The organism is Nocardia terrae, from assembly GCF_009760405.1.
In the GTDB taxonomy this organism is placed as follows: Bacteria; Actinomycetota; Actinomycetes; order Mycobacteriales; family Mycobacteriaceae; genus Nocardia; species Nocardia terrae.
The window spans coordinates 969,920-995,723 of the sequence record NZ_WRPP01000003.1 but is presented as its reverse complement, the minus strand read 5'-3'; the positions used below and the strand labels follow the sequence as shown (position 1 = coordinate 995,723).

At 66.7% G+C, this 25,804-nt stretch carries 30 protein-coding genes and 1 tRNA gene; 10 read left to right on the top strand and 21 right to left on the bottom strand.

Translation table 11 applies throughout. From position 1 onward, the window contains the following. Nucleotides 1-18: 18 nt before the first annotated feature. Together GPX89_RS19925 and GPX89_RS19920 are read left to right on the top strand one after the other, a co-directional pair. On the top strand, nucleotides 19-333 hold the full coding sequence (locus GPX89_RS19925; RefSeq protein ID WP_157389243.1) for a TadE family type IV pilus minor pilin: 315 nt from the start codon (nucleotides 19-21) through the stop codon (nucleotides 331-333). Further along, on the top strand, nucleotides 330-707 hold the full coding sequence (locus GPX89_RS19920) for an Rv3654c family TadE-like protein (RefSeq protein WP_157389023.1): 378 nt from the start codon (nucleotides 330-332) through the stop codon (nucleotides 705-707). Before GPX89_RS19925 ends, GPX89_RS19920 begins: the two co-directional genes overlap by 4 nt. A gap of 353 nt (nucleotides 708-1,060) precedes the next feature. Here GPX89_RS19920 and GPX89_RS19915 read toward each other — a convergent pair whose 3' ends face one another. Continuing rightward, nucleotides 1,061-3,457 (bottom strand): DEAD/DEAH box helicase, encoded by a 2,397-nt coding sequence (locus GPX89_RS19915; RefSeq protein WP_157389022.1) that lies wholly within the window; start codon nucleotides 3,455-3,457, stop codon nucleotides 1,061-1,063. Between the two features lie 435 nt (nucleotides 3,458-3,892). Here GPX89_RS19915 and GPX89_RS19910 point away from each other — a divergent pair, with 435 nt between their 5' ends. From GPX89_RS19910 to GPX89_RS19890, 5 genes are all read left to right on the top strand, one after another. Then, nucleotides 3,893-4,096, top strand: coding sequence for a cold-shock protein (locus tag GPX89_RS19910; protein ID WP_033089373.1), 204 nt, complete (start codon nucleotides 3,893-3,895; stop codon nucleotides 4,094-4,096). Between the two features lie 316 nt (nucleotides 4,097-4,412). Next, on the top strand, nucleotides 4,413-7,295 hold the full coding sequence (gene topA / locus GPX89_RS19905) for a type I DNA topoisomerase (protein WP_328602073.1): 2,883 nt from the start codon (nucleotides 4,413-4,415) through the stop codon (nucleotides 7,293-7,295). A 118-nt stretch (nucleotides 7,296-7,413) separates the two neighbouring features. After that, the gene (locus GPX89_RS19900) at nucleotides 7,414-7,920 is read left to right on the top strand and encodes a DinB family protein (protein ID WP_157389021.1); all 507 of its coding nucleotides are present in this window, start codon (nucleotides 7,414-7,416) and stop codon (nucleotides 7,918-7,920) included. Nucleotides 7,921-7,981: 61 nt separating this feature from the next. After that, a complete protein-coding gene (locus GPX89_RS19895) occupies nucleotides 7,982-9,196 on the top strand; it encodes a DNA polymerase III subunit delta' (RefSeq protein ID WP_328602044.1) in 1,215 nt (404 codons plus the stop codon). Between the two features lie 82 nt (nucleotides 9,197-9,278). After that, nucleotides 9,279-9,354: transfer RNA gene (locus GPX89_RS19890), tRNA-Thr, on the top strand. Nucleotides 9,355-9,443: 89 nt separating this feature from the next. On the opposite strand, the gene GPX89_RS19885 is transcribed toward GPX89_RS19890, so the two are convergent. The 20 genes from GPX89_RS19885 to GPX89_RS19790 form a co-directional block, all read right to left on the bottom strand. Beyond that, on the bottom strand, nucleotides 9,444-10,058 hold the full coding sequence (locus GPX89_RS19885) for a hypothetical protein (RefSeq protein WP_157389020.1): 615 nt from the start codon (nucleotides 10,056-10,058) through the stop codon (nucleotides 9,444-9,446). Between the two features lie 142 nt (nucleotides 10,059-10,200). Next, nucleotides 10,201-11,472 carry a site-specific integrase gene (locus tag GPX89_RS19880; RefSeq protein ID WP_235947522.1) on the bottom strand — a complete coding sequence of 424 codons (1,272 nt, stop codon included), beginning with the start codon at nucleotides 11,470-11,472 and terminating at the stop codon, nucleotides 10,201-10,203. Between the two features lie 50 nt (nucleotides 11,473-11,522). Further along, entirely contained in the window at nucleotides 11,523-11,753 is a 231-nt protein-coding gene (locus tag GPX89_RS19875) for a hypothetical protein (protein WP_157389018.1), read from the bottom strand. 2 nt (nucleotides 11,754-11,755) lie between these two features. Next, nucleotides 11,756-12,712, bottom strand: coding sequence for a DUF2637 domain-containing protein (locus GPX89_RS19870; RefSeq protein WP_157389017.1), 957 nt, complete (start codon nucleotides 12,710-12,712; stop codon nucleotides 11,756-11,758). Further along, nucleotides 12,709-13,125 (bottom strand): hypothetical protein, encoded by a 417-nt coding sequence (locus GPX89_RS19865; protein WP_157389016.1) that lies wholly within the window; start codon nucleotides 13,123-13,125, stop codon nucleotides 12,709-12,711. The genes GPX89_RS19870 and GPX89_RS19865 overlap by 4 nt, the downstream gene beginning before the upstream one ends. Nucleotides 13,126-13,167: 42 nt before the next feature. After that, complete coding sequence (locus GPX89_RS19860) at nucleotides 13,168-14,163, bottom strand: toprim domain-containing protein (protein ID WP_157389015.1); 996 nt, start codon at nucleotides 14,161-14,163, stop codon at nucleotides 13,168-13,170. 6 nt (nucleotides 14,164-14,169) lie between these two features. Continuing rightward, complete coding sequence (locus GPX89_RS19855; protein WP_157389014.1) at nucleotides 14,170-14,628, bottom strand: hypothetical protein; 459 nt, start codon at nucleotides 14,626-14,628, stop codon at nucleotides 14,170-14,172. Continuing rightward, complete coding sequence (locus tag GPX89_RS19850) at nucleotides 14,625-15,050, bottom strand: hypothetical protein (RefSeq protein ID WP_157389013.1); 426 nt, start codon at nucleotides 15,048-15,050, stop codon at nucleotides 14,625-14,627. Before GPX89_RS19850 ends, GPX89_RS19855 begins: the two co-directional genes overlap by 4 nt. Beyond that, nucleotides 15,022-15,402 carry a hypothetical protein gene (locus GPX89_RS19845; protein ID WP_157389012.1) on the bottom strand — a complete coding sequence of 127 codons (381 nt, stop codon included), beginning with the start codon at nucleotides 15,400-15,402 and terminating at the stop codon, nucleotides 15,022-15,024. The genes GPX89_RS19850 and GPX89_RS19845 overlap by 29 nt, the downstream gene beginning before the upstream one ends. A 2-nt stretch (nucleotides 15,403-15,404) precedes the next feature. Next, nucleotides 15,405-16,385: a hypothetical protein gene (locus GPX89_RS19840; RefSeq protein WP_157389011.1), complete on the bottom strand. Its 981-nt coding sequence runs from the start codon at nucleotides 16,383-16,385 to the stop codon at nucleotides 15,405-15,407. A gap of 35 nt (nucleotides 16,386-16,420) precedes the next feature. Beyond that, the gene (locus tag GPX89_RS19835) at nucleotides 16,421-16,786 is read right to left on the bottom strand and encodes a hypothetical protein (protein ID WP_157389010.1); all 366 of its coding nucleotides are present in this window, start codon (nucleotides 16,784-16,786) and stop codon (nucleotides 16,421-16,423) included. Between the two features lie 46 nt (nucleotides 16,787-16,832). Next, nucleotides 16,833-17,384, bottom strand: a complete 552-nt coding sequence (locus tag GPX89_RS19830) for a hypothetical protein (RefSeq protein WP_157389009.1) — start codon at nucleotides 17,382-17,384, stop codon at nucleotides 16,833-16,835. A 40-nt stretch (nucleotides 17,385-17,424) separates the two neighbouring features. After that, nucleotides 17,425-18,102 carry a hypothetical protein gene (locus GPX89_RS19825; protein ID WP_157389008.1) on the bottom strand — a complete coding sequence of 226 codons (678 nt, stop codon included), beginning with the start codon at nucleotides 18,100-18,102 and terminating at the stop codon, nucleotides 17,425-17,427. A gap of 20 nt (nucleotides 18,103-18,122) precedes the next feature. Continuing rightward, on the bottom strand, nucleotides 18,123-18,746 hold the full coding sequence (locus GPX89_RS19820; RefSeq protein ID WP_157389007.1) for a hypothetical protein: 624 nt from the start codon (nucleotides 18,744-18,746) through the stop codon (nucleotides 18,123-18,125). A 35-nt stretch (nucleotides 18,747-18,781) separates the two neighbouring features. Continuing rightward, the gene (locus GPX89_RS19815; protein WP_157389006.1) at nucleotides 18,782-20,815 is read right to left on the bottom strand and encodes a hypothetical protein; all 2,034 of its coding nucleotides are present in this window, start codon (nucleotides 20,813-20,815) and stop codon (nucleotides 18,782-18,784) included. Further along, on the bottom strand, nucleotides 20,812-21,879 hold the full coding sequence (locus GPX89_RS19810) for a hypothetical protein (RefSeq protein WP_157389005.1): 1,068 nt from the start codon (nucleotides 21,877-21,879) through the stop codon (nucleotides 20,812-20,814). Before GPX89_RS19810 ends, GPX89_RS19815 begins: the two co-directional genes overlap by 4 nt. Further along, on the bottom strand, nucleotides 21,876-22,355 hold the full coding sequence (locus tag GPX89_RS43890) for a GIY-YIG nuclease family protein (RefSeq protein WP_198347500.1): 480 nt from the start codon (nucleotides 22,353-22,355) through the stop codon (nucleotides 21,876-21,878). Before GPX89_RS43890 ends, GPX89_RS19810 begins: the two co-directional genes overlap by 4 nt. Next, nucleotides 22,352-22,672, bottom strand: coding sequence for a hypothetical protein (locus GPX89_RS19800; protein ID WP_157389004.1), 321 nt, complete (start codon nucleotides 22,670-22,672; stop codon nucleotides 22,352-22,354). The genes GPX89_RS43890 and GPX89_RS19800 overlap by 4 nt, the downstream gene beginning before the upstream one ends. Continuing rightward, nucleotides 22,669-22,965, bottom strand: a complete 297-nt coding sequence (locus GPX89_RS19795; RefSeq protein WP_157389003.1) for a hypothetical protein — start codon at nucleotides 22,963-22,965, stop codon at nucleotides 22,669-22,671. Before GPX89_RS19795 ends, GPX89_RS19800 begins: the two co-directional genes overlap by 4 nt. Before the next feature lie 148 nt (nucleotides 22,966-23,113). Next, nucleotides 23,114-23,368, bottom strand: coding sequence for a hypothetical protein (locus GPX89_RS19790; RefSeq protein WP_157389002.1), 255 nt, complete (start codon nucleotides 23,366-23,368; stop codon nucleotides 23,114-23,116). A gap of 284 nt (nucleotides 23,369-23,652) precedes the next feature. On the opposite strand from GPX89_RS19790, the gene GPX89_RS19785 reads away from it, so the two are divergent. The 3 genes from GPX89_RS19785 to GPX89_RS19775 all read left to right on the top strand — a co-directional run bounded on the left by GPX89_RS19785 (nucleotide 23,653) and on the right by GPX89_RS19775 (nucleotide 25,774). Next, nucleotides 23,653-24,399, top strand: a complete 747-nt coding sequence (locus GPX89_RS19785) for a GntR family transcriptional regulator (protein WP_328602043.1) — start codon at nucleotides 23,653-23,655, stop codon at nucleotides 24,397-24,399. An 11-nt stretch (nucleotides 24,400-24,410) separates the two neighbouring features. After that, nucleotides 24,411-25,079, top strand: a complete 669-nt coding sequence (locus GPX89_RS19780; RefSeq protein WP_157389000.1) for a YdcF family protein — start codon at nucleotides 24,411-24,413, stop codon at nucleotides 25,077-25,079. A gap of 257 nt (nucleotides 25,080-25,336) precedes the next feature. Beyond that, nucleotides 25,337-25,774 (top strand): hypothetical protein, encoded by a 438-nt coding sequence (locus tag GPX89_RS19775; protein WP_328602042.1) that lies wholly within the window; start codon nucleotides 25,337-25,339, stop codon nucleotides 25,772-25,774. The last annotated feature ends 30 nt before the right edge of the window (nucleotides 25,775-25,804 follow it).

Here is a 25,804-nt window from a genome sequence, read left to right as displayed (position 1 = left end):
CCGGATGCCGAGGCGGGCATGGCGACGGTCGAGGCGGCCATTGCGCTGGCCGCGCTGGTCGCGGTGCTGGTCCTCGGCCTCGGAGCCCTGCTGGCGGTATCGGCGCAGGTGCGCTGTGTCGATGCCGCCCGCGAGGCGGCCCGGCTGGCCGCCCGCGGTGACCGGGCCGCAGCGGTACCCGCGGCCCGCCGGGTCGCGCCGCCGGGCGCACGGGTCGAGTTGCGGTCCGAGGGAGACCTGATCGTCGCCGAGGTCAGCGCCCGCGCTCAGCTGCTTCCGCTCACCCTGCACGCGGCCGCGGTGGCCGCGCGCGAGCCCGGGGAGCCCCGATGACGACCTTCGTCCGAAGCCCGGCGGACGGTGAGGCCGGAGGAGTCACCGTGACCGCGTGCCTGGCCCTGCTCGGGATGCTCGCCACGATGGTCCTGATCGCGCAGATCGGCGTGGCCGTGGCCGGACGGCACCGGGTGCAGTCCGCCGCTGATCTCGGCGCGCTCGCCGCCGCAAGTGGCCTCGACGCGGGAACCGTGGCGGGCTGCCGCCGGGCGGCGGACATCGCGGACCGGATGTCGGTGCGGCTGGTGGCCTGCGAGGTGCGCGGGTGGGACGCGACGGTGACCGTCGAGGGGCGGATATCGCTGGGTGCGCTCGGGGCGCGAGAGGTGCGCGCGGCGGCGCGGGCGGGACCGGCGGAAGGGGTCGGGTAGCGAGGCAATATCTCGTACCGAGCGGTTGGTTAGAAATGCGATGGCGCGGGCCACATCGGTAGTCGATCAATGTCGAAATTCGATGAATGTCATAGGCGAATTGATTGGGTATCGATCGCTTTCCAATTCGTTCTCGGAGACTCATTGGAATGAATGCACAGGTAAATCCGGGAGCGACATTATCGAACGGAGCAACCCCCCAGTTAACAGGATCACATCCCTTTTTATTCGACTCGGGGCCCCGGCGTGTCGCAGACACCCCCCAGCACCCTGATTGCCCCCGATACCAACCAGCTGACAACGCCGACCAGTTGGTCGGATGGCGGTCCGGTCTCGCCCCGACGACGGCGGCGTCACGGTTCGGCGTGGTCGCCGTCACCTTCCCCGAGCTCGGCCAGCACGGCCCGCAACAGCCGTGCCGCACCCGCCTTGTCCAGCGGATTGTTGCCGTTTCCGCACTTCGGTGACTGCACGCAGGACGGACAACCGCTCACGCACACGCAGGACCTGATCGCCCCCAGGGTCGCGGCCAGCCAGTGCCGCAGCTGGGAGAACCCGCGCTCGGCGAAACCCGCCCCGCCCGGATGCCCGTCGTAGACGAACACCGTCGGAAGCCCCGTATCGGCGTGTTCTGCCGTCGACACGCCGCCGATGTCCCATCGATCGCAGGTCGCGACCAACGGCAGCATGCCGATGGCGGCGTGCTCGGCCGCGTGCAGCGCGCCCGCGGCGTGTCGCGCGTCGATTCCGGCGCGGGCCAGCAGCTCCGTCGTGACGGTGTAGAAGACGGCCCGGGTGGGCAGGGTCTGCGCCGGCAGGTCCAGCTCGACCATGTCCAGGACTTCGCCGCTGGGCAGTCTGCGCAGGTAGCCGATGACCTGCCGGGTCACCAGCACGCGCGCCAGAGCGGTGGTGACCGGGCCGAACCGGCGTTCCTCGGTCACCTCCTCGATCTCGAGCGAGGTCACCGCCCGCGCGCTGGTGGTCCATCCGGGCGTGTCAGCGTGCACCAGCGCCACGCCTTCCTCGAGGTCCAGCTCATCGACCACGTAGCTCTCGCCCTGGTGCAGGTGGACCGCCCCCGGATGCAGGGTGGCCGGGGCGCGCCCGGCATCGGTGGTGCCGAGCATGCGGCCGGACTCGCCGTCCACCACCGCGATCGCGGTGCCGATGCCGCCGCGCACGTCGACCGCGTCGTGGGGATGCGCGTCGGCGGTCACGAACCAGCGTGCCGTCCCGTCCCGCGCCACGCCCGCCCGCCGCCGGATCAATCCCTGTTCGGCCAGGTCGGACAGCAGTTCCCAGGCTCGGAAACCGTGCACCTCGGCATCGCTGAGCGGCTGTTCCAGGGCCGCGCACAGCAGGTGCGGCCCGAGCACGTACGGGTTGTGCGGGTCGGTGATGCTGGCCTCGAGCGGCCGCCCGAGCAGTGCCTCCGGATGGTGCACGAGATAGGTGTCCAGCGGGTCGTCACGCGCGATGAGCAGCACCAACGACCCCTGCGTGCGGCGCCCGGCCCGGCCGGCCTGCTGCCAGAACGAGGCCACCGTCCCCGGATATCCCGCCACCACAACGGCATCCAGCCCCGCGATGTCGACGCCGAGTTCCAGCGCGTTCGTGGTGGCCGCGCCCAGTAGCGAGCCTTCCGACAGCGCCGCCTCGAGCGCCCGCCGATCCTCGGCGAGATACCCGGCCCGATAGGCGGCGACACGCGGGGGGAGCTGGGCATCCACGTCCGCGAGCAGCCGCTTCGCGTCCATCGCCACCGCTTCGGCCCCGCGTCGCGAGCGCACGAAGGTCAGCGTGCGCGCACCCTCGGCCACCAGATCCGCCATCACGGCGGCGGCCTCGGCCCCCGCCGAACGTCGCACGGCCGCACCGTTTTCCCCGGTCAAGCCCGCCCCGAGCAGCGGCGGCTCCCACAGCGCCACGGTCCGCGACCCCTGCGGCGATCCGTCCTCGGTGACCGCGACACACGGTGCGCCGATCAGTTTCTCGGCGGTGCCAGCTGGGTCCGCGGTGGTCGCCGAGCACAGCACGAAAACCGGATCCGCCCCGTACCGCTCGGCGAGTCGCCGAAGCCGCCGCAGCACCAGCGCCACGTGCGACCCGAAAACCCCACGGTAGATATGGCATTCATCGACCACGACGTATTTGAGCTGCCGCAGCAGTCGTGCCCACCGCTGATGCGATCGGAGCATTCCGACATGCAGCATGTCGGGATTGGTGAACACCCACCGCGCGTGCGCTCGCACCCATTGCCGGATCTCCGCCGGCGTGTCGCCGTCGTAGGGCGCGGGATGCACGTTTCGCAGCGGATCTTCGCTGGTCAGCTCGTTGACCATGCGTAGCTGATCGGCTCCCAGCGCCTTGGTCGGCGAGAGGTACAGCGCCGTGGCCCGCGGATCGGCCTGCAGGGTGGTCAGCACGGGGAGTTGATAGGCCAGCGATTTTCCAGACGCCGTACCGGTCGACACCACCACGTGCCGCCCGGCCGCGGCCAGGTCCGCGGCCCGGCTCTGGTGGCTCCAGGGCTCGGCGACTCCGGCCGCCTGAACTGCGGCGATGACATCCGGAGATGTCCATTCGGGCCATTTCGTGACCTGTGCCGCGCGCGGCGGTAGCTCGGTCACATGGGTGAGGCGGGGGTCACCGGACACCGGTCCGTTTAGGACACGATTCAGCAACGATCTCCCATAGCTGATCTCGCTGTAGTCTCCGGTTGGACGCTGCTGATCTTCATCATTCATCGAAGCGTCACCGCGACACGCCCAACGGGTGCGAAAGGTGTGTGCGCCCGAGGCTCTACCTGCCATTTCACTACCGAGTAGCGTCCCGCCTCACACCCGGTTTGCCAGATGCTCGCTCTGTTATCCGGAAGCAAACCAACTTCAAGTACGGATTTGGGCATTATGCCCCTCACCTGCGCATTCGCAAGATCAACTTTTTTGCAAATTGTGGGTAACTCGGCTGTTGAATTGCCCGAAGACATGGTTCACTGGTTCCTGGTCGCAAGCTTCTGTGTTCGAGGGAACGGATCGAAAGTCCAAACCATCAGCAGGATCGATGTTGCGAACGGTGTACTAGGTGCTTTCCTGCAGGGGGAACAGAGTACAGCGGTCTCAACGGACCCGGTGGATGAACCCAGTTGTCCGCCGTTCCGGTATGGAAAGAGAAGGAACAGAATGGCACAGGGAACTGTGAAGTGGTTCAACGCGGAGAAGGGGTTCGGCTTCATCGCGCCCGAGGACGGCTCCGCTGACGTCTTCGTCCACTACTCCGAGATCCAGGGCACGGGCTTCCGCACCCTCGAGGAGAACCAGAAGGTCGAATTCGAGGTTGGCCAGGGCACCAAGGGCCCGCAGGCCACCGGTGTTCGGGCGCTCTGAGCGAGCCCTCCCGAAGGTATCCGTCCCCCATCGCCCCCTGGCGGTGGGGGACGACCCATATCTGGACCCATTACACTCGATCACGATCAGGGGCTACATCGTCGCCGCGCACCAGCCGCGGCCTTTGAACACGGTATAAACGTTGCTGGCAGCGATATCGGACATCGCAGCCGTATGCCCCAGCCGCGTAGAGCGCGTACACCAGCTCCGACGCGGATCGAGACGAAAGGTGTGTTCGCCGGTGGCAACACGAGACCGCGGTGCAGCGCCGAACTCCCAGGCAGCGCCCGACCAGGGCCGTTCCCTGCGTCGTCTCGTGATTGTCGAGTCGCCGACGAAGGCCAAGAAGATCGCGCCCTATCTGGGGCGCGGATACGTGGTGGAGGCCTCGGTCGGCCACATCCGGGACCTGCCGCGCGGTGCGGCGGACGTGCCCGCCAAATACAAAGGACAGCAGTGGGCGCGGCTCGGCGTGGACGTCGACCACGACTTCGAGCCCATCTACGTTGTCAGCCCCGATAAGAAGGGGAAGGTCAGTGAGCTGAAGAGCCTGCTGGCCGACGCCGACGAGCTCTACCTCGCCACCGACCCCGACCGCGAGGGCGAGGCCATCGCCTGGCACCTGCTGGAGACGCTCAAGCCCAAGGTGCCGGTGCGGCGCATGGTGTTCCACGAGATCACCGAGCCCGCCATCCAGGCCGCCGCGGCCGACACCCGCGAGCTGGATCAGGATCTGGTCGACGCGCAGGAGACGCGACGCATCCTGGACCGGCTCTACGGCTACGAAGTCTCGCCGGTGCTGTGGAAGAAGGTTATGCCGCGGTTGTCGGCGGGCCGGGTGCAGTCGGTGGCGACGCGCGTCATCGTGCAGCGGGAGCGGGAGCGCATGGCGTTCCGGTCCGCGGAGTACTGGGACATCGCGGCCAAGCTGGACGCAGGCGGCGACGAGAGCGGCGGGAACCCGCGGGTCTTCGGCGCGCGACTGGTCAGTGTCCAAGGTTCCCGGGTGGCGACCGGTCGCGACTTCGGGTCCGACGGGCAGCTGAAATCCCAGGGCGTCGTCGTGCTCGACGCCGGTTACGCGCAGCGGCTGGCGGAAGGGCTGCACGGCGCGGACCTGACGGTCAGCTCGGTGGAATCCAAGCCGTACACGCGAAAGCCGTACGCGCCGTTCATGACTTCGACGCTGCAGCAGGAGGCCGCGCGCAAGCTGCGCTTCACCTCCGAGCGCACCATGCGGGTGGCGCAGCGGCTGTACGAGAACGGCTACATCACCTATATGCGTACCGACTCGACGACCCTGTCGGAGTCGGCGATTCAGGCGGCGCGCTCGCAGGCCACGCAGTTGTACGGCGCGGAGTACGTGAGTCCGACGCCGCGGCAGTACACCCGCAAGGTCAAGAACGCGCAGGAGGCGCACGAGGCCATCCGTCCCGCGGGTGACACCTTCGCGACGCCGGGGCAGCTGCACAACAAGGTCGACACCGACGAATTCCGCCTGTACGAGCTGATCTGGCAGCGCACAGTGGCCTCGCAGATGCAGGACGCGCGCGGCACCACGATGACCGTCCGGATCACCGGTAACGCGAATTCCGGTGAGGAGTGCGTGTTTTCGGCATCGGGCCGGACCATCACGTTCCCCGGCTTCCTCAAGGCGTATGTGGAGAGCGTCGACGAGGAGGCGGGTGGCCAGTCCGATGACGCCGAATCGCGCCTGCCGGCGCTGACCGAGGGCCAGGGCGTGACGGCCATCGAGCTCGCGCCGGACGGGCACACCACCAATCCGCCCGCGCGCTTCACCGAGGCCTCGCTGATCAAGGCGCTGGAAGACCTCGGCATCGGCCGTCCTTCCACCTACTCCTCGATCATCAAGACCATTCTCGACCGCGGTTACGTGTACAAGCGCGGAAGTGCGCTGGTGCCGTCGTGGGTGGCGTTCGCGGTGATCGGGCTGCTGGAGGAGCACTTCGGGCGGCTGGTGGACTTCGACTTCACCGCGGCCATGGAGGATGACCTCGACGCCATCGCCGGCGGTCGCGAGCAGCGCGGAAACTGGCTGTCCTCCTTCTATTTCGGCGGCGATCACGGTGCCGAGGGTTCGGTGGCGCGGTCGGGCGGCCTGAAAAAGATGGTGGGCGAACGGCTCGACGGCATCGACGCGCGAGAAGTCAACTCCATCAAGCTGTTCAGCGACGACGAGGGTCGCGACGTGGTGGTGCGGGTCGGCAAGTTCGGGCCGTACTTGGAGCGCATGGTCGCCAATCCCGATGACCCGGACGGGACTCCGGTCTCGCAGCGCGCGAACCTGCCCGACGATCTGCCGCCGGACGAGCTGACGCCGGAGGTCGCGGAGAAGCTGTTCGCGACGCCGCAGGAGGGTCGCTCGCTGGGCACCGATCCGGTGAGCGGGCACGAAATCGTCGCCAAGGAAGGGCGTTTCGGGCCGTACGTGACCGAGGTCCTGCCCGAGCCGGCCGAGGATATCGACACCGGCGCGAAGAAGACCGCCAAGAAGGCGGCCGACAAGCCCAAGCCGCGCACCGGGTCGCTGTTCAAGTCCATGAGCGTGGAGACGGTGACGCTCGAGGAAGCGCTGAAGCTGCTGTCGCTGCCGCGCGTGGTGGGTGTGGACCCGACCTCCGGCGACGAGATCACCGCGCAGAACGGGCGCTACGGGCCGTACCTGAAGAAGGGCACGGACTCGCGTTCGCTCACCGGCGAGGATCAGATCTTCTCGGTGACGCTCGAGGAGGCGCTCAAGATCTACGCCGAGCCCAAGCGGCGCGGCGGGCAGTCGGCCAGTGCGCCGCCGCTGCGCGAACTGGGTGTGGATCCGGTGTCGGAGAAGCCGATGGTGATCAAGGACGGGCGGTTCGGTCCGTATGTCACCGATGGTGAGACCAATGCCAGCCTGCGCAAGGGTGACGAGGTCGAGTCCATCACCGACGCGCGGGCTTCGGAGCTGCTGGCGGATCGGCGGGCGCGCGGGCCGGTGAAGAAGGCCGCGAAGAAGACGGCCAAGAAGGCGGCAGCGAAGAAGACCCCGGCCAAGAAGACCGCGGTGGCCAAGACCGTGGTGAAGAAGGCGGCCGCGAAGAAGGCGGCTGCCAAGACGGCTGACGGTGTGACGACCAAGAAGGCCGCGGCGGCCAAGAAGACTCCGGCCGCCAAGAAGACCGCGGCGACCGCGCAGTCCTGAGCGCGAGCTGTTCGAAGCGCCCCTGTTCAGATGGGGGCGCTTCGCTTTTCCGCCACGTTCCTGTCGGTGCCCTGCCGTAGCGTGTAATCCGTAACACGCACCAGCGGAAGGACATTCGATGACCGTCGACCATGAGCGTGAAGAACTGATCAAGATCCTCGACAGCCAGCGCGAGCTGTTCCGGATCACCGTCCGCGGCATCGATGACGAGCAGGCGCGCCAGCGCACCACGGTCAGTGAACTCACCCTCGGCGGTCTGGTGAGCCACACCGTGAATATCGAGAGGCACTGGACCACGATCCTGCTCGAGCGCGACCCGAACTCCGAATTCGATGTCTCCCGAATGGATTCCGAATACCGGCTGGACCCGGAGCAGACGGTCGCCGGGCTGCTCGCCGAGTGGGAGGTCGTCGCCGAGCACACCGCGAAGGTGATCCGGGAGCTACCCAACCTGGAGGACTCGGTGCCGACGCCGACCGCGCCGTGGGCGCCGGAGCGGGTGTATCTGACGGTCCGCTACATCCTGCTGCACATCTTCCGCGAGATCGCGCATCACTCCGGCCACGCCGACATCATTCGGGAGGCGCTGGACGGGGCCAACACCACTTATCAACGGGCCAACTGATCATCAGCGCGCCGGCTGACCGTCGGCCGGGCTGTCGGGGGTGGCGGCTAAGGTGGTCGGCGTGGCGGGTGTCTTCGATCGACTGGTCGGCCAGGGTGCGGTCGAGTCCGAGCTCACCGCTGCCGCGATAGCGGCGCGGGGTGGAGCCGGATCCTCGTCGGCCATGACGCATTCGTGGTTGTTCACCGGGCCGCCCGGATCGGGGCGGTCGGTGGCGGCGTTGTGCTTCGCGGCGGCTCTGCAGTGCACCGACGAGGCGACGCCCGGGTGCGGGCGCTGCCACGCGTGCACCACCACCATGGCCGGAACGCACGGCGATGTGCGGCGTGTGGTGCCGGAGGGTTTGAGCATCGGCACCAAGGAGATGCGCGAGATCGTGCAGGTGGCGTCGCGTCGGCCGAGCACCGGGCGGTGGCAGGTGGTCGTAGTCGAGGACGCCGACCGGTTGACCGAGGCGGCGGGCAATGTGCTGCTGAAGGTGGTGGAGGAACCGCCGGAGCGGACGGTGTTCCTGCTCTGCGCGCCCTCGGTGGACCCGGAAGACATCTCGGTGACGCTCCGATCCCGGTGCCGGCACGTGCATTTGGCGACGCCCTCGGTCGCCGCCATCGCGCAGGTGCTGCGCGAGCGGGACGGGCTGGACGAGCGGACGGCCGGCTGGGCGGCCTCGGTCAGCGGCGGACATGTGGGCCGTGCGCGCCGGCTCGCCACCGATGACCAGGCTCGGGCCCGGCGCAAGCGGGCGCTGGCGCTGGTCGCGGCGACCGCCCGGCCCGCGGCGGCCTACGGCGCCGCCGACGAGCTGGTGAAGTCCGCCGATGACGAGGCCAAGCAGGTCAGCGCCGAGCGGGACGAGAAGGAGCGCGAGGAATTGGCCATCGCGCTGGGCGCGGGCGGCACCGGCAAGGGCGCGGCCTCGGCCACCCGCGGTTCGGCGGGAGCGTTGAAAGAACTGGAGAAGCGCCAGAAGTCGCGGACCACCCGGACCGGGCGCGACGCCCTGGACCGGGCGCTGATCGATGTCGCGGGCCTGTACCGCGACGCGCTCGCGGTCCGCTTCGGCGCCGCGAGGGCGGACTCCTCCGCCGGAGTCGTTCTCACCCACCCGGACATGGCCGACCAGATCCGCGAGCTCGCCACCGACGTCCGCCCCGAGGGCCTGCTGTTGTCCATCCAGGCCGTCCTCGACTGCCGCGAGGCCCTCGAGACCAACGTCAAGCCCCGCTTCGCCCTGGCCGCCATGGCCGCGGCCCTCATCGCGGCCCGCTCCGCCTGACCCCGGCGTGTCCCCGATCACCCCGAGCACCCGTTTTCGCGTTTCGGGCACGAGACGATAGACTCGCACCGCCGGAAGGCACGCCGCCTTAGCTCAGTCGGTAGAGCGCTTCACTCGTAATGAAAAGGTCGGGGGTTCGATTCCCCCAGGCGGCTCCAAAAGACCAGGTGGAGAGCGTTCATCGCTCTCCACCTGTGACGTTCGGGGAGTCTGGAACCCGTCTATATCCCAACAAACTCCGTCAGTGTTAAACCTCATGCGGTGGACCAGCTGCTGACCCACCTATGAGTCGTCCTAGCCGTCTGGACGTGGGATTGCCCTTGGAACGGTGGAAACGCCCCAGCCTTTGCCGAATCGGTCTGGTGAGATCCGCCTTAATCGACAGACTTAGCTGATGGATCTCGACGCTGGCCACCTGAGCGACCTCGCCGTAAGAAGCCTTGAGACGGTCGATCGTATGCGTGAGACCGCTGTTCCAATCGTCGTCCTCTGTGCTCTCCCACAGTTCGGCCAGGACATCTATGACCGTGCTACATGATGCGGAGATCGTCGGGGCGTTGAGCATCTTGAGCACTGCGACATTCGTGCTGATCTTGTTCATGTATTCGTCCGTCATGGACTTCAGTTGGGCAGCTGTGATCAGCGGGTCATCAAATGCACGCCAGTACATGTCGTGCGCCGCCGTTGCGGTCTCGATCACCTCACTGCACTGCCGAAGTATCATCTCCCGCTGCCATTTCCGATACTCACGCTCGTCAGCAGCAGCGATCGCCGCTCGATTGGTGCGGTTATTGATCCGGATGCCGATGAGCGTCACAGTCGCGACGACAAGGGAGCTGATCAGCGGGAGCCAGACAGTCATGCGCCGAGCATCGCACCTCCTCGAACGGCCTGGGGCCGGAACAACCTGTCGTAGGAGATCACTACTGAGCCAACCAACGTCATCAGATGGCACACTTAGATGGCTGTACCAGTACCGTTCGGCAGTAGCGACTTTCGAGAATTCATTCGGCGCTGACTGCCCGGTGCAATGCGTCGGCTGCTGCGGGGTGGACTCGGCCGCGGGCCATGTAGCGGCGCTGGGTCATTGACGGGTCGGCGTGGCCGAGGACGTCGGCGGTGACTCGGGCGGAGAGGCCCGCATCGTCGAGGATGGTGGCGACCGCGCCACGGAAGCTGTGGGCGGTGATGTCGTCGGGGATGCCGAGGGACTCGCGGACGCGCTGCCATTGGTGTTGGACGTTGTTCGGGTCGCGCAGGGTCCAGTTCTCGGACGGGAAGACCAGGTCGTACGCGGGTGGTTCAGCTGGCGGGTGATTCTTCTTCCGGGCTTCCAGCGTGGCCTTGCGGTTCGTGAGCATCATGATTGCGAAGTCGGGCAAGGCGATTCGGCCCTTGCGGTTCTTGGGGTCGTTCTCGATCTCCTGACGGACGAGCCCAATTCCGGTGATTCTCAGCACTTTTCCGGTCGTTCGGAGGGTCTTGCCCGCGAGGTCGATGTCGGACCACAAAAGGGCGAGTATCTGGCTGCGGCGCAGGCCGGTTCCTGCCAGCAGCGTGACCCAGTCGGTGAGGTCGGCGGATTCGCAGAACTCGGTGACGGTCGGCGGGGTGTAGGACTTGATCGGGTTCGCGCGCTCGCGCTCCTTCTTCATGAGCTTGCGCGGGCAGGGGAGGACCGAGGATCGGACTGCGGTGAGAATGAAGCGGAGTTCGTCGACGGTGATGTCTCGGGCTCCGCCGGTCCGGCCCTTGGGTTCGAGGTTCTCCGGCAACTCGACCTCGCGGAGCGGATTGACCGTGAGCGGGGTCTTGCGGACGGCGTACTTGAACATGCCGGACAGGACCGAACGGGCCGTATCCATGGATCCGGGTCCTTGGGTCTTGCCGACCTCGATCAGGAATTTCTCGGCGGTGATCGTCTCGACCTCGTACAGGCGGAGATCGCCGAATGCGGTGGTGAACATCGCCGCGACGTCGTCGTAGCGATCGAGGGTGTTCGCTGCGCGCTCGAGCGCTACCAGGTGATTGCGGTAGTGCTCCCACAACCTGCGGACGGTGATCGAATCTGTCAGCTCGCCCTGGACCGCGACGCGGACCTCGCGAGCGGCGGCGAGGACGGCCTCGGTGGCGCGAGAGCCATTGCGGTCCGGCACTTTCCGTCCACGCGAGTCCAACTTGAGCGGCGATCGGCGGGTGACCTCGCGGCGCCTGCCGGACCCGTCACGAACCAGGACACGCGCTTCGAAGTGGCCGGGCGCCAGCTCGGTGAGCATCACAGCGCCCGGTACTCCGATCGGCCGTGGCGGCCGGCCACGCGGCATGGCTACCGGCCTTCCGGTCGGTCGACACGAGCGTCGATGGCGGCGTCGAGTTCATCGAGGTCCCACAGCAGGTTTTTCCCGACCCTGCGCGGCATCGGGAGCCACGGGTGTTCGTCGCGCTCTCGATGCCAGCGGCGCAGCACCTCGGGGTGGCGATGGATGTGCGCGGCAGCATCTTTCGTGTTCGCCCAGCGGCGTACCCGCGGATGGCTGCTCTCGTAGTGGGTTGTCACGGCTATCCCTCTCTCGGATCGGGCAGTGGGGCAAGAGTGTTGGTTGGGTGGATAGGTTCGCCGGATTCCCACCCCTCGAGGTGGTCGCGGGCAGCGGTGAGGGTGCGGGTGACCGCGGATGAGCTGAGTTCGACCTGCTCGGCGATCCGCGAATGCGACCAGTTCTCTTCGAATTTCAGCCGCAGGATTGTGGCGACCTTGTCGGGGTCGCGGCGTCCGGCGGGGTCGGCGTTGCACACCGATTCGGCGATTTCGATCCATCGATCCTGCGCACCGCCGGCCTCGATCACGGTCGGCTGCGCCGATTCGATCTCGGCCATGGGTCTCGGGGCGTGCAGTTCGGTTGCAGTTGAGCGGGTCTCGGTGTGGACTTCGCGCACCGACGTGGTGCGTACGGTTCCGGTGGTGCGCACCGGGTCGTAATCGGTGCGTAACGGCTGCGCAGGTGCCTCGTTGTCGGTGCGTGGGCTGCGGGCCAGGACGAGCAGGGCGATGGTGGCCTGCCCGATCGCGCCGTCAATGATCAACGGCACCAGCAGGGCCAGGTGGGCGGCCATCCCGACCTGAATGGCCAAGGCGCGCAGGGCATCGAAGGACAGCCGGAACGCGATCAGCGCAATCGCGCTGGTCAGAGAGACAACGAACCAATATGCCAGCGTCGCGTTCGCGCGCGCCCGGACCAGGAGCCCTACACCGTGGGTGGCGGCCAGCAGCGCGATGGGCGGGAACATGGCCACGAATCCGGCGACGACAGCCAGTCCGTGTGGTGCGTTGAGCACTGCGTGGACGGTGTTGCCGCCGATGGACATGAGTGCCATGAGGATCAGCTCGCCCCAGAAGAATCGGACCGCAGCGGTCTCGGCTTCGGGGCGTGCGGCCTTGTACGCACTGCCCGGTGCGCTGCGGTGCGCAGCGTCGTTGCTGCGCACCGCGTCCGCACCGGCGTCGTTGCCGGTCACGCCTCACCTCCCGCCGCGGTCGTAGTCGGGTTGTACACGGCGGTGTAGAGGCGGGCTCGATCGTCAGCGGGATCGGTCCCGGTGTAGGTGATCGACAGGGTCGCGCCAATGTCGAAACCGGTGGCGCCGGCCTTGGTCATAGCCGCGCCGATCGCGCGTTCCATGCGTGGGGTCGGGTACAGGTTTCGAAGTCCGGCAGGGGTATCGAGGGTGATGAACAGTTGCATCACCGGGTTTCCCTGCTTGTCCTTCTGGACTTCGCCGGGCGCGCCGTTGAACTTCAGTCGTGGCTGTTCACCGATCTCGGTGATGCGTCCGTAGACGGTGGTGCCGGGAGTGGCGTTCTTGCCGAACGCGCTCGGCGGTTTGGCGGCGGCCTGCTTGAACCGCTGTCCGTAGTCGATGCCGGTCATGATGGGATTTCCTCTCTTGTGGTCGATCAGGGATAGGTGGGTTCAGCGGCTGCGGGTGATCTGCTGGGACCGCTGGGCTGGTTGGCGGTAGTGCCGATCCAGGTACGGGACCAGCTCGAGCTGGTCGATGCCGTGGCCGGCGGCGAGGTGGTCGGTGAGGTCCTTGCCCGTGGCCGCTTGCAGAACACGGATCTCACCGACGTGGCCGTGTAGGGACTCGGCGACGCGGGCGGCGTGGCGGTAGCCAGGGCGGTCGCGGTCGGCCACCACGATCACCCGTCCCGCGCCGTGGAGCCATTGGGCGTGATCGCGGTTCCAGCTGCCGGCGCCCATGGCGTTGCAGGTGGCGATCTGCCCGGCTGTGAAGGCGGACAGCACGTCCTGCTCGCCTTCGCAGACATAGATCTCGCGTCCGCGGCTGAGGGAGTCGGTGACCTCGGGGAGTCGGTAGGGGATGGGCGCGAACCCGGTGTTCTCCCAGTCGGTTCCGGTCCAGTGCCGTTGGGTGAACCCTTTGCCGTAGCCGTGCTCGTAGGGGATGCGCTGGCGGATGATCGCGCCCTCGATTCGGCCATCTGGCCACCGGTAGAGGTAGGAGTGGACGTTCTCCGCGGGCCCGGTCTGCTCACCCAGGCTCGGCTTGTGCGGTACCGGGAACCCGGCATAGTCGATGGCCTTGTCCACCAACGACATCTGAGGCTGCGCCTGAGTGTTCGGCCTGCCGCCGCGGCCGCCGGCGTGGTCGCGACGGTTCCCAGAGCCACGTTCGGGCAGTCGGTCCCACAGGTCTCGGACCTGGAGGTTCAATCGGGTCAGGACGTCCTGGTCATCGCAGCCGGCCCAGCATCGCACGATTGTCTTTCCCTGCACTGGGTCGTACCGCACACCCAATGACGGATTGTGGTGCTGGCCGTCGGCCTCGTGGACCGGACACAGGTAGTTGGTCCAGCGCGGTCCGGGACGGCCGGGTCCCATGTGCGCGGTGAGCGCTGCGGTGATCTTCTGCCACGAAAGACCCTGCGGGGCTGTGAAATCCACGGCATTTCACCGCCCTCGCTCGATCGGAGGACGGTCCCGGTCGGCACCGAATCGCAGGATCGGTGTGCCTGGCGCGCACCGGTAGGTGTCGGGTGCGTTGCGTTCGTAGGGAACCTCGAAGGTGTTGCCCGACAGCTCTTGTGCTTGCTCGATGCTGCGCCATTGCAGCGGGGTGAGCTGGTCCTGGCCGACCTCGTCGCGGTAGTACTTGGCCCAGTCCAGATGCTGGCGGGCCTGCTCGGGTGCGAACGCCCAGGTGTTGAACGCGATATTGAGGTAGCGCCAATCCTTGGCGTGCGGCCCGCGGTACCAGCCGATATCGATGCTGTTGCGCTGCATATCGAGATCGGCGAGTTCAGCCTCGGTCGCACTGGTCTGAAGGGCCAAACCCATTTCGTCGGTGAGCCGGACACGTTCGGCGAAGTCGACGCGCATGGCTTCCTCATGCTCGGGTTGCATGCTCATCGCCACCGTTCCAAACCCAGGTCGCGTTCGGGGTGCTGGTAGCGCTGGCGGATGCGGTCCTCGTGGGCGATGTTGTGGGCCTGCACCAGGCTCTGCCACTGCGTTTCGTCCACGCCCTCGGGCCGGCCGAACGCGCGCCGCTGGTAGTCCAGGACGGCCAGGTAGGAGTCCATCTCGTCGGGGCGGGTCTGCCAGTCCCGCAACGCGTTCGACAGATACTGCCAATCGTCCGCGTGCGGCCCGCCCGACCACCGCTGGTCATAGTCGGCGACCTGGCCGTGCAGGCTGGCCTGCTCGGCGTCGCTGATCCCGGGCCGGTCGGCCTGCCATGCCAGGGTGGTGCGGTCGTGGAACTCCGAACGCATCAGGTCTTCGTGTTCACGGTGCATGAGCTCATCGCCCCCGCTCGACACCGTGCTCATGCTCGGCAGGGGCGCGAGTGTGATCGATGGTGACCAGATCGCGGGCCTGTTCCAGGCTGCGGCGGCGGACGTCGGTGAGGCCGAACACTTTTCCGTGGTGGGCGTGGATGTGGTCGAGGTTGTTCATCAGCACGGTCATGGATTTCGGGTCGCGCTGCCAGTCCTCGTAGGAGGCGCTCAGGAACGCCCATTCCTGCGCATGCGGGCCGGCCAGCCAGCGGTCGTCGTAGTTGGCGCGGGTGAGGGCGAGGCGCTCGTACTGGAACTCGGAGCGGGTCTGGGCCTGAGTACGGGCGAGTTGGGCCTGTTCGAAGAACTCGCGGCGCATCAGTTCTTCGTGTTCGCGATGCATGTCTACCGACTCCGCTCGATCCCGTTGGGCCGCTGCGGCTGCGTGCGCTGTTGGTCGGGCGGGACACCGTTGTTCTCGGCTGCGACACGCTCGCGACTGCCGTAGCGGTCGTGTTCGGGGGTGGCTGCCTTGAGCTTCCCGACGGCCTGGTCGCGTTCTGTCTTGAACTTGTCGCGTTCGACTCCGACGGTTATCACGGTGTCGCGCAGGCTCTTCAGCTCGGCGGCCTGGCGGGTGTTGGCGTTCTTCAACGTCGCCACCTCCGCCTCGGCGGCTTCCACACGGCGCTTGTGGTTGTCCCGGTCGGAGGTGACCGCGTCCAGGCCACGCTGGAGTACCTGCACCTGGCGTGCCTGCTGATCCCGGTCCGCGGTCAAGACGGCCAGCTGCTTCTCGACCTCCGCGAGCCGCTGTTCGGCACCGGGCTGTGAGCGATCCGGCGACGTGGGCGGGGTCCGGTAGGCCGGCGGGCGCTCGATACCGGTCTCGGCGTGGGCACGGGCGACCTGCGCCCGATAGCGAAGCGCGTCAACACCTTTGACCTTGCGTGCCTTCGAGAAGAGCTTGCCCAGCTTGAACTCCGGGAACGTGGTCGCCGCGTCCATTCCGTCCAACGCAATGCCCTGCTCGATGGGAGTCAACAGATCCGACTGGAGCACCTGCTTCTTCAACTGGTCGTGATGGCGTGCCAGCGCTTTGCGATCGTGGGCACGCCGGTCGGGGTGACTCCCCGGGTTGTTGGCGCTGGTGGACACTCGCGAGGAGTGCTGGCGGTAGGTTTCGAGCGCCTCGGCGGTGGCTTGAACCTCCAGTGCGCGAGCCGCTTCGGCCTGGCGGGTCTGCTCACGGACCAGGCGGCTGATGTCCTTCTTGATCCGGCGGCGCTCCAACCAGTTGGTGGCGTGGGCCAGCTGAGTCAGAGCCTGTGCCATGGCGCCGGTGAATCGGCCGGCCTCTTGGGTGATCTCGTCCATCTCGGACATGAGTGGGTATTCCTTTCAGAACTAAGGGGTTTGGGTTATCGGGTGCGTTCGATACGGTGCTGCTGGGCGAGCTGTTGCTCGCGGTGTTCGGCCGCGGCGTCGGTGAGGCTCAACCGGCTGCCGGCGCGGTGGGCCCAGCCGAGCGACTCGGAGGTGTCGTCGAGGTTGAACTCGGCGGAGTCCAAGGCCTGGTAGGCGGCCTCGACCGCTTCCCGCGGCTCGATCGCTTGGCCCAGGTTGTCTACGCGCAGCGACTGCGGGGACTGCCGCAGCTCGGCGTAGCGATTCCGCAGTCGGCGTACATCGCGTCGCAGCTCGTAGATTCGTTCCTCGATCTGCCCGATCTCGGCGTAGAGATCCGACGGGATCGGCAGGATCTGCTCATTCGTGTTGTCGTGCATGGGTACTCGGCTCCTTTCTGGTTGTGGTTCTGGCTGGTACGAGCGATCAGCCGCGGCTCGGGTAGCCGGCTTCGGCAGGGCTGTCGTCTTCGGGACCGAGGCCCAGCAGTTGTTTGCTGAACCGCCAATCGGTGAGGGTCTTCTCGTCGGCCTCCACCAGCACCTCGCGAACGTGGTTGTAGGCGTGGGCAGCCCGTAGATCGCCGGTGTCTTCAGCCGACACGTGATCTGCGCCGAGGTCAGCGGGAAGCATCCGGTAGGCCGGTGCAACTAGGTCGTCGATGTCGAGCAGACGCTGGCCTTTGTCGAGGGGCGCTAGCGGGGCGCGCATGATGACATGGGCGAGTAGGAACCACATGCCGCGCAGCAGCCCACCGCGCCATTGGTCCTCGGTATCGCGGGCGAGCAGCCCCAGTGTTCGTGCGTGATGCTCACAGGCGGTGCGGGCGGCGTTGGCACCGTAGAGAACGGCGAGTTCGTCGAGCCAGTCCTCGATAGCCTTGGCCGGCACCACGTTTGTGGCCTGGGCCTCGGCATTTGGGACAGCCGAGCTGTTGTCATCACCGGGAGCGGTCCGGCGGAATTGGTTGATACTCATGGGTTTTCCTCTCGGGTTGTGCGGTCGGCGAACGGCGGCATCACGGCTCCTCGGTGCTGGTTGGGGCGGTGGGTCCGGAGAAATCCGGGTAGGGCGGGTACGTCGTCAGCGGGTCACTGGCGACGACGGCCTGCTCCTCGTGGAAGGTGGCGGCGGTCTGTTCGGTGGCCGGATTGAAGGCGCGGAATGGCGGCCATTCGTCGTCGTGGCTGTTCACGTCGTGGCGGGCCGCGTTATGGCGGGCACGGTCGAGGAATGACAGCGGCTCGGTGTCACGGCGCTGGAATTCGCTGCGCAGGGCGGCGATCTGCTGGGTCCACATGTCGGTGCTGTCGCCGCAGGTGAACGTGCCTCGTGCTGTTTCGATCGCGCGGCGCTTGCGGGTCTTGGCGTAGCGGATTTCGCTGATCAGGGCTTCGAGCGGCAGCTCCGACAGCACCGGCACCTTCGGGGAGATGCTGAGCAGGTCGGGCCGGAACTTCGCGCGGACTTCGAGCTGGGCCTGCTCGCGTTTGCGGTCGGCGTCGGCGTACTTGTCGGTCTGGGCCTGGCGGATGGCGTCGTATTCGGTGCGATCGGCCGGGGAGAGCTGCCAGCGGTGGATGGCGTTGGGGATCTTGACCTCCAGATCCAGCGCGAAGTATGCGATGGTTCCGATGGCGACGACCATGCCGCCCGCGATGCCGAAGCCGGCAGCACGGATGTCGTTGCGGTTCATTGTTTTTCCTTTCGTGGAGTTCATGCGGTGGCGGTGCGTCGGGTCTCATGGCGGTCGCGGGAGCGGTCCATGCGTGCGATGGCGCCGGTGAAGGTGCGGCAGATTCCGCGTAGGAGTGCGGCGAGAGCGCGGCCGATGGCGGTGGTGAGGGCGATGAGGGTTTGCGGCAGCGGTGGGCGCAGGGCGGCGTTCCACCAGAGGTAGGCGACCCAACCCAGTCCGTAGACCGCCAGGGGTGCTGCGACCACTGCGGGCTGTCGCCAGTCCGCAATCAGCAGGATCACGGCCACCAGTGCCGACCCGCCGAGTCCGGCGCGCAGCAACCGCGGCCGCAAACCCGCCTGGGCTGGCGAAGACGGGGCAGTGTCGAGGTGCTTCTCGGGAGTGACCAGCCGCAGAACAGGTTTCGCGGGGATGCTTTCCTCCGGCACGTCGAGGCCGAGTGGGAAGCCGGGGCCGTCGGCGGCTACGGTCGCGGCGGCGATGAAGGCACTGGCCTCGTCGCCGAGGATGTCTCCGACTTGCCCGTCGGGCAGGCCGGCGACCAGCTCGCCGAGCTCGTTCGGACCGCCGGATCCGCGTTTGCGATTGTGCTGGTGTTCATGATCGTCGTCGTGGTCGTCGTTGCTGCGGATGATGCGCATAGTGGTTGTGCTCCAATCGATTTCGTAGGGAAGGCTCAAGCGGTGGCGAGAGTGGGGCCGTCGCCGGGTGCGGCTTGGTGCTGGGCGGCTTCGGCAGCGGGGGTACCGGGCAGTGGGGTGAGCTGGGTGAGGTCGAGAAGGGCCACGCGGCCGAACCAGGCGTGGCCGGCCTTGGCGAAGACGAACTCGCCCGGCTGGAAGCGGCGGACGCGGTCGGGGTCGACCAGCCAGCGCTCGCCGACGGAAACCTGTCCCTCGTCGCCGTGGCGCTGCCCCTTGATCAGGTGCCGGGAGGGCAGCATGGTGCGGACCGAGCCGAAGTGTTTGCACATTTCGCCGACGTTTTCGCAGTAGCCGATGATCAGTCCGCCGGCGAGGGCCTTCAGCAGCCGGTCCAGGGTCCATTTGTCGGGGGCCAGGGATTCGGGAGACTGCCCGGACACGACGAGCGCAACGCCCTGCGAGCTACCGCGTTCGGCGATCTCTTCCAGCCCGAGTGATCCCTTCTTTGTGGTGAGGGCGGAGGCTTCGTCGAGGTAGAGGGTGTTGGAGCGGCGCAGGTGTTTGAGGGTGCGGCCGGCGCGTTGCATGACCAGGCGCATGGTGGCCGCGACCTGGGCGCGGGCGGCGTCCTTGTCCAGGGCGGGCACGGTCATGAACAGCAAGGTCAGGTTGTCGATGTTCTTGCCGTTGTCGAACACCACGTGGCCGTCGGGGTCTTTGAGCAGTTCGAACAGGTTGGTGCACTTGATGAGTGCGTCGTCGATCTGCGGGACCTTCTCCTTCTGCAGGGCGTCGACCTGGCGGATCACATCGGGCGCGTAGTCCCATGCCTTCTTGATCTCGCCCGGGGTCAGCCGGGCCAGGAACTCGGCGCTGCTGTTGATCTCGCCGTTCGGGGCGCCGAGGACCAGATCGATGATGCGGCGGCGCATCTCGTCGAAGTGCTGGCCCTCGCTGGTGGTCGCTTCTCCGGCGTTGAGCAGGTCAGCGACGATGGCGCGCTTGTCGCGGACCGGCAGGCCCTTCCACAGCTCGACGCGGTCCTCTCCGGGCATCACCAGGGCGATCTCGTCGCGGGGGATGCCCAGGGCGATTGCGATGGCGAGCAATTCGCGGCCGAGGGCCCTGTCGTCCTCCCCGCCCTTGCAGGTGATCATCACCAGCCGCGGTTTGGGGTGCCGGGTGCTCATGCCGGGCACGTCCTTCCACCGTTGCCAGGCATGCCACTCATAGATGAAGGTCGCGACGGCGTGGCGTTTGATCAGCTCGGTCTTGCCGCTGCGGGTGGTTGCCACGATCCCCTGATGCCGTTTGATCTCGTTGTGCGGCACCATCAGCCAGTGCCGGTGGCGGTCGGTGAGCTCCCGCCACAGCCCTTGCGGGCGGGAATCGTGGTGATCGGCCAGGGTGCCCAGCACGATCGAGCTGCCGGCGCTGTAGGGGGCGCCGAGCTTGGCCGCGCGGGCGGCGGCTCGGAACTTCTTGGCTGCCAGCGCTTCCTGGACGCGTTCGGTGCGGCCGAGGTGCTTGAGCCCGACGGTGTTGGTCTTCAGGACGAACGAGGCCCACCAGTAGGTCGCGGCCAGCATCGCGACGGGCGCACCGAGCGCGAGCATCATCCGCAGCCCGGACCAGTCGCCGGCGGCGACCTCGCAGGCCCCGGCCCAGAACAACGTGACCGGTGTGGACAGGGATCCGCCGGCCACCATGGAAGCGAACGGCAGCAACAGAGAGGCGATGGCGAAGTTGCGCAGCCGATGCGGTTCCAGCGGCCAGCCGTAGGCGACGGCCACGATCATGATGAGCATCGCGACCAGTACCACCCCGGCCACCAGCGAGGTTCCCGCGATGTGGGTGGCCTGTGACAGGTCCGGAGCGTGCCAGCCCGCCAACTTCACCTGTGGGGCTCCGGGCGGTGCTTGAGGCCCAAGCTGGTCGAATCCGGTCCCGGTGGGTGCGGGCGTGGTGGTCGGGACGGTCGGGGTGGTGAAGGGATTGAAGATCGCGGGCGGGTCGGCGTGGTCGCAGTCCTGCGGGGTGATCAGCGGGACACAGTCGCTGCTCATGATGCTTCCTTGCTGGTGTGAATGCGCTTGTCGCGCTTGGCTTTCTCGGCGGCCTTGCGTTCGGCGCGGCGGGCGAGGAACGCGCTCCAGTCGTCGTCGAGGTCGCGGGTTTCGAAGTCGATGTCGATCGCGGCGACGTCGCCGGGCAGGCGGCCGACCGCGGCGGTGACACCGTCCATGACGCTGCTGGTGCGACACAGGTACAGCAGCCCGGCCAACTCGGTGACCTGCCGGAACGGTGGTGCGGATTGGGTGGCTCGCATGGCGCCTTGCAACGCGATGTCCATGTCGGTCGACCACTTGCGGGTGAGCTCGACTTCCACTGCCCACCACTGCAGTTCGCCGTTGGTCTTGCGCAGTACCCAGCCGTCGTGGATGTGCGGGCGGCCGGGGCGCGGCTCGCGGCTGGAGCTGAACTCCGCCGCATCCCGCGCCGCAGCGGCAATCTCTTCGGCACGGCGGCGCAGCTGGCGTTCGGACACCCAGCGGTGCGGGTCAGAGCCGACCAGCATGATGCGGGCCTGAGCAGTGGCTCGATCGTGGTTGGCCCACATCATCGAAGGGGCCCAGTCCTTCGTCCGCCACCCAACTCGAGGTGAGGCGGCCTCCTTCTTCGGGACAGCCCATGCTCGGCCCTGCCCCACGCGAATGAGCGGGAACAGCAAGCCTTTGTCGATCAGCGACGACACGATGTTGTAGGCGGTGCTCAGCTCGACGTCGAGGTATGCGGCGATCAAGTCCACCTGTACGCCGCGCATGTCGGAGGTGAGATCAAGGACCTGGTTCTGGCGGGCCGTGATTGTGGCACTGTGCGCGGCGGGCAGCATCCGACTCAGCGACCCGTAAGGCACCCGCAGTAACTCGGCTACCTCGGCCTTGGTCAAGCCCTGCGCCCGCAGGGTCGCGGCCTCGCCGAGGCACTTCTCGACCTTGCTCAGCGAGATCTGCAGTGTGCGGGCGATCTCGGAGTAGGTGTAACCGTAGTCACGCAGGCTCCCAATCAGTTCCGTGCGGTGCAGGGCCTCGAGCGGGGTGTAGCGGTCCCTCCTCTTCTGCGTGCTCATCGGGTTCGCTCCCTTCGTGCACGGGCGGCCTGCCGGGCGGCAATGCCGTCCAGTAGCGCTGCCAGTTCCTCGGCGGGCATCGGGCCTACCCATCGCTCCGGACGACGGGCTCGGTCACGGACTTGGTGGCGGGCCGCGATATCGCGACGGGCCTGCACGATCACTGCGGCCATCTCGGCAGTGCCCGAGTCGGGTTCGCGGCGTGGTGTGACTCCGCACTTCGGGCAGCGTCGGGACGCTCCACCTTCGCGCTTGAGCTGGCGCTCGCGGCCTCGGGTGCCCGACCAGGTGCGGGCCAACTCCCAACCGATCCCCTTGTCGCGCAATACCTCCAGCAACCGAGCACCGCGACCGGCGCGATGCTCGGCCAGTCGAGCCTCAAGGTCGGTGGTCCAGCCCGTGTAGTGACGCGCGTGGTGGAATGGCTGGTCGAAATGCAGCAGATAGACCGTGCCAGGAACGTTCTTGCGAGTCATCGCGACCGCCCGATTCCCCGGTGTGCCCTGGCGACGTTCTCTCGGGCTGCACGGATCGTCTCCATGGAGTTCCGACCGAGGAGAGCCTCGTGGTAGGCATCCGCGGCACTGTCTCGGTCGGTCCGTACCGACTCGTGTGTCGCGTCCCAGTGATCACGCTTCTGCCGCGCGCCGCCCCAACCGCGCCGGTCGCCGCGCTCCATCACATCGAGCGCGGCTGCGAGCAAGTCCGATAGGACGCCCTCGGTCACGGCGAGCCGCTGTTCCTCGGCGGCCAGCGTGCGAATGTCGCTGTGCCCCTTGTCCAGCGCACTCATCGGATCACCGCCACGGCGGTCGGAGCGGGCTGAGTTACGTGGACACAGTCGATGCGGTCGACCTCATCAGCGCGGCACACGTTCACCGACGCCGGCATCGCCGGGGTCTGCTTCTCCAGCTGAATACCGATCACGATTCCGGTCGCGAACAGCACCAAACCGAAGAACACCGGCAACCGCCAGCGCAACGGAACCGCCTGGAATCCGGTTAGCAGCAGCCCGTTCGCGTCGTACTCGACCCGGTTGTACGCGGACAGCCCGATCCGATGACGCGCGTAATCGTGGCTGTTCATCGTCGCCCCCAAGCGCCATGCCTGCGCCGACGGTTTGCGGCGTACAAGGCCATCAGGAACGCCGGGACGATGATGACTGCGGGATGAGTCACCAAGACGTAGGCGACTGTCAGGGACGTGATCACGAGGAGGCTGGTCCGCATGCGCATCACGCGACCGCCTTTGGCCCGGCTGCGGATTCCCTCAGGGCTGCGGCGTCCTGGACCAGGGCCACCGCCAAACCGAACATGAGGGCGTGAGCATCTTCGATATCGAGCTCCAGCGAACCGTCCCCGAACTTGACGGACACGAGTCCCGGAATGCGGATCTGGTGTTGCTTCGCCGCGCCGTAGTGGATGGTCTGTCCAGCAACGTAGCGAACTTCTTTCAGCTGCTCAGCGCGGCTTTTTGCGTACACGCTCACGGCCATCACGCACCTGCCCCGCGGTCAGATGAGCTGGCTGGATGAGTCGAATTCTGGAGAGCCATCGGCCCCACTCCCTTTGAACTAGTTGGAGTTTCGAGCCTCTGGAGCAAGTAGCTCCAATAGAGGTAGCTCTATTGGAGCAAGTAGCTAGTAGTTGGGCAATACAGCTGGTTCTATTTGACCGTATTCCTCAATTGCTGGATTATGGCTACTCTTATTGGCGACGACTCCGCAGACCAGCGACGAGAGAGCACCTGAGCGACATGAGCGGATACCGAGAAGTGGCGGCCAACCTGCGTGAAGCCATCAATCAGGGCGAATACCTGCCTGGCGCAACGCTTCCCAAGCAGGAGGAGTTAGCCGAGCGTTACGGCGTCAACATCAAGACCATCCGCCAGGCGGTCGGGCAGCTGGAATCGGAAGGGCTGGTGACGCCGATCAGGCGCCGCGGAACCGTCGTACGCGAGCGCCCGCCTATGCGACGGATGGGCACCGAGCGGTACTCGAAGAAGAAGTGGAAGTACGGCGACACGGTTGCGTTCATCGCTGACCGTGAGGCATCCGGCCGGCCGTGGCAACGAACCGACCAGACACAGACCGTCAGGCTCATGGAGGCGGATCCGGAGATCGCGGAAGCCTATGGGCTGCAACCAGGTTCGCTTGTCTACGAGCGCGCACGCACCGTCAAGGACGCAGGAAGGCCGACCCACACCCTGAACAGCTACTACCTTCCCGAGATCGTCGAGGGAACACCGTTGGTGGATCCCACACCGGGACCTGCGGGCCCTGGTGGTGGCCTGGCCGTTCTCACCCTCCAGGGCTACGAACCCGACCACATGTCGGAAACGATCTTCGCGCGCATGCCCACCCCGGAAGAGGCCGAGACCCTCGAACTGCCCTCTGGGGAACCGGTGATGATCCTTACGCGTCGCACCTACACCGCGAATGATGTTCTGATCGAGTTTGCGCGTGGCGTCCACGCGGCATCCCGGTTCTCGTGGACGTACGACTTCAAGCTGCCCGAGTAGAGGAGCCTCCGATGCCGACGACAACCTTGCCTGCGGAGTACCGCTCGGATGTCGAGATCCTCTGGGACTACAACCAGATGCATCACGAGCCGCGTCCGGTCGATGTTGGTGTCGGCCTCGGTGGTCACGACATTGGAGTCGCTACCTATGTCGCCGACCTTTATCACGCGGGGACCTTCCCACTCATCGTGTTCACCGGTGCGAACGCGCCGACGACGGTAGACCGGTTCCCCCGCGGAGAGGCCGTGCACTTCCGGGAGCGTGCCATCGACCTCGGGGTGCCGGCCGAATCAATCCTTGTCGAGCCGAAGGCGACCAATACCGGCGACAACATCGACTTCACCCGGTCGCTGCTCGCTGAACGCGGCCACCTCGACTCGATCAAGTCGGTCATGCTGATCTCGCGCCCGTACCAGCAGCGTCGCAGCTATGCGATCTGCCGAAAGCGTTGGCCCGAGGTCGATGTGGTCTGTGGATCGCTGCCGCTCGACCTGGACGACTATGTCGCCGCCATCGGCGATACGGATCGCGTGATCAACATGCTGGTGGGTGATACGCAGCGAATCTGGGTCTACCCAGCGAAGGGTTGGGCCATAGAGCAGGACGTGCCTGGAGAGGTTCTGAAAGCGTATTCCAGCCTTGTGGATGCAGGCTTCACTCGGCGCTTGCTCGCGGAGTGAAGCTGAAGCGGGACAACTGGTTCGGTCTGCTAGCTGCGGTTGGTCAGGCAGCGCTGTGAACTCCCAAGCCTGGCGAGATCGTTCCGGGGCATCCGGTGGATGATTTAGCCTTCCTCGCAACCACATTCGGTGACAATCATGTGGTGATAGAGGGAGGGGCCGCTGGTCGGGAACGTGGGCTCACACTGGAAACGATCCGTTGGCATATTGCGCGCGAGGATCAGCTCAGAGGCGCCGTCACAGCGCGAGCTGGGGCAGTGCTGAGTACCAATGCACTGGTGGTCGCGGGCACTGCGTTGGCTCTGTCCCTGAAAGGCACGCACCGGCTCAACCTCGCGGTGCTGATTTCGGCATTTGGTGCACTCGTCGTGGTCGCCGCATCAGTCACCTGTGCGGCGACGGCGCTGATCACTTTGTTCCGCATCGATCATCGGTTCTACGGCCCCCGAGAGGCTGCGGCGGCTGTCTACAACTACACGAGCATCAGCTCCCGCTGGCCGACTTTCGATGAGTTCCGACAAGCGATAGCTGAGCAATCCCCGGAACAGCAGCTTCGGGGTGCGCTTGTCGAGCTATGGAGAGCATCCGGCCTGCACTGGTACCGCTACCAGAGACTCCGATGGGCGACACGGCTACTGCTCGTCGCCATCGGTCTACTGCTGATCACCGTGGCGTTGGCTGCAGTCACCTACTAGCTGTGCGTCTGCGTGCTGGGCCTATCCCTT

Coding starts and splice junctions, on each gene's coding strand:
- GPX89_RS19835 (WP_157389010.1), bottom strand. CDS start 16,786: ATGCACGACAACACGAATGAGCAGATCCTGCCGATCCCGTCGGATCTC.
- GPX89_RS19880 (WP_235947522.1), bottom strand. CDS start 11,472: ATGCTCACCGAGCTGGCGCCCGGCCACTTCGAAGCGCGTGTCCTGGTT.
- GPX89_RS19845 (WP_157389012.1), bottom strand. CDS start 15,402: ATGCATCGCGAACACGAAGAACTGATGCGCCGCGAGTTCTTCGAACAG.
- GPX89_RS19865 (WP_157389016.1), bottom strand. CDS start 13,125: ATGACCGGCATCGACTACGGACAGCGGTTCAAGCAGGCCGCCGCCAAA.
- GPX89_RS19885 (WP_157389020.1), bottom strand. CDS start 10,058: ATGACTGTCTGGCTCCCGCTGATCAGCTCCCTTGTCGTCGCGACTGTG.
- GPX89_RS19840 (WP_157389011.1), bottom strand. CDS start 16,385: ATGTCCGAGATGGACGAGATCACCCAAGAGGCCGGCCGATTCACCGGC.
- GPX89_RS19795 (WP_157389003.1), bottom strand. CDS start 22,965: ATGAACAGCCACGATTACGCGCGTCATCGGATCGGGCTGTCCGCGTAC.
- GPX89_RS19810 (WP_157389005.1), bottom strand. CDS start 21,879: ATGAGCACGCAGAAGAGGAGGGACCGCTACACCCCGCTCGAGGCCCTG.
- GPX89_RS19900 (WP_157389021.1), top strand. CDS start 7,414: ATGACCGTCGACCATGAGCGTGAAGAACTGATCAAGATCCTCGACAGC.
- GPX89_RS19800 (WP_157389004.1), bottom strand. CDS start 22,672: ATGAGTGCGCTGGACAAGGGGCACAGCGACATTCGCACGCTGGCCGCC.
- GPX89_RS19925 (WP_157389243.1), top strand. CDS start 19: ATGGCGACGGTCGAGGCGGCCATTGCGCTGGCCGCGCTGGTCGCGGTG.
- GPX89_RS19920 (WP_157389023.1), top strand. CDS start 330: ATGACGACCTTCGTCCGAAGCCCGGCGGACGGTGAGGCCGGAGGAGTC.
- GPX89_RS43890 (WP_198347500.1), bottom strand. CDS start 22,355: ATGACTCGCAAGAACGTTCCTGGCACGGTCTATCTGCTGCATTTCGAC.
- GPX89_RS19815 (WP_157389006.1), bottom strand. CDS start 20,815: ATGAGCAGCGACTGTGTCCCGCTGATCACCCCGCAGGACTGCGACCAC.
- GPX89_RS19910 (WP_033089373.1), top strand. CDS start 3,893: ATGGCACAGGGAACTGTGAAGTGGTTCAACGCGGAGAAGGGGTTCGGC.
- GPX89_RS19825 (WP_157389008.1), bottom strand. CDS start 18,102: ATGAACCGCAACGACATCCGTGCTGCCGGCTTCGGCATCGCGGGCGGC.
- GPX89_RS19830 (WP_157389009.1), bottom strand. CDS start 17,384: ATGAGTATCAACCAATTCCGCCGGACCGCTCCCGGTGATGACAACAGC.
- GPX89_RS19855 (WP_157389014.1), bottom strand. CDS start 14,628: ATGAGCATGCAACCCGAGCATGAGGAAGCCATGCGCGTCGACTTCGCC.
- GPX89_RS19850 (WP_157389013.1), bottom strand. CDS start 15,050: ATGAGCACGGTGTCGAGCGGGGGCGATGAGCTCATGCACCGTGAACAC.
- GPX89_RS19820 (WP_157389007.1), bottom strand. CDS start 18,746: ATGCGCATCATCCGCAGCAACGACGACCACGACGACGATCATGAACAC.
- GPX89_RS19915 (WP_157389022.1), bottom strand. CDS start 3,457: ATGAATGATGAAGATCAGCAGCGTCCAACCGGAGACTACAGCGAGATC.
- GPX89_RS19780 (WP_157389000.1), top strand. CDS start 24,411: ATGCCGACGACAACCTTGCCTGCGGAGTACCGCTCGGATGTCGAGATC.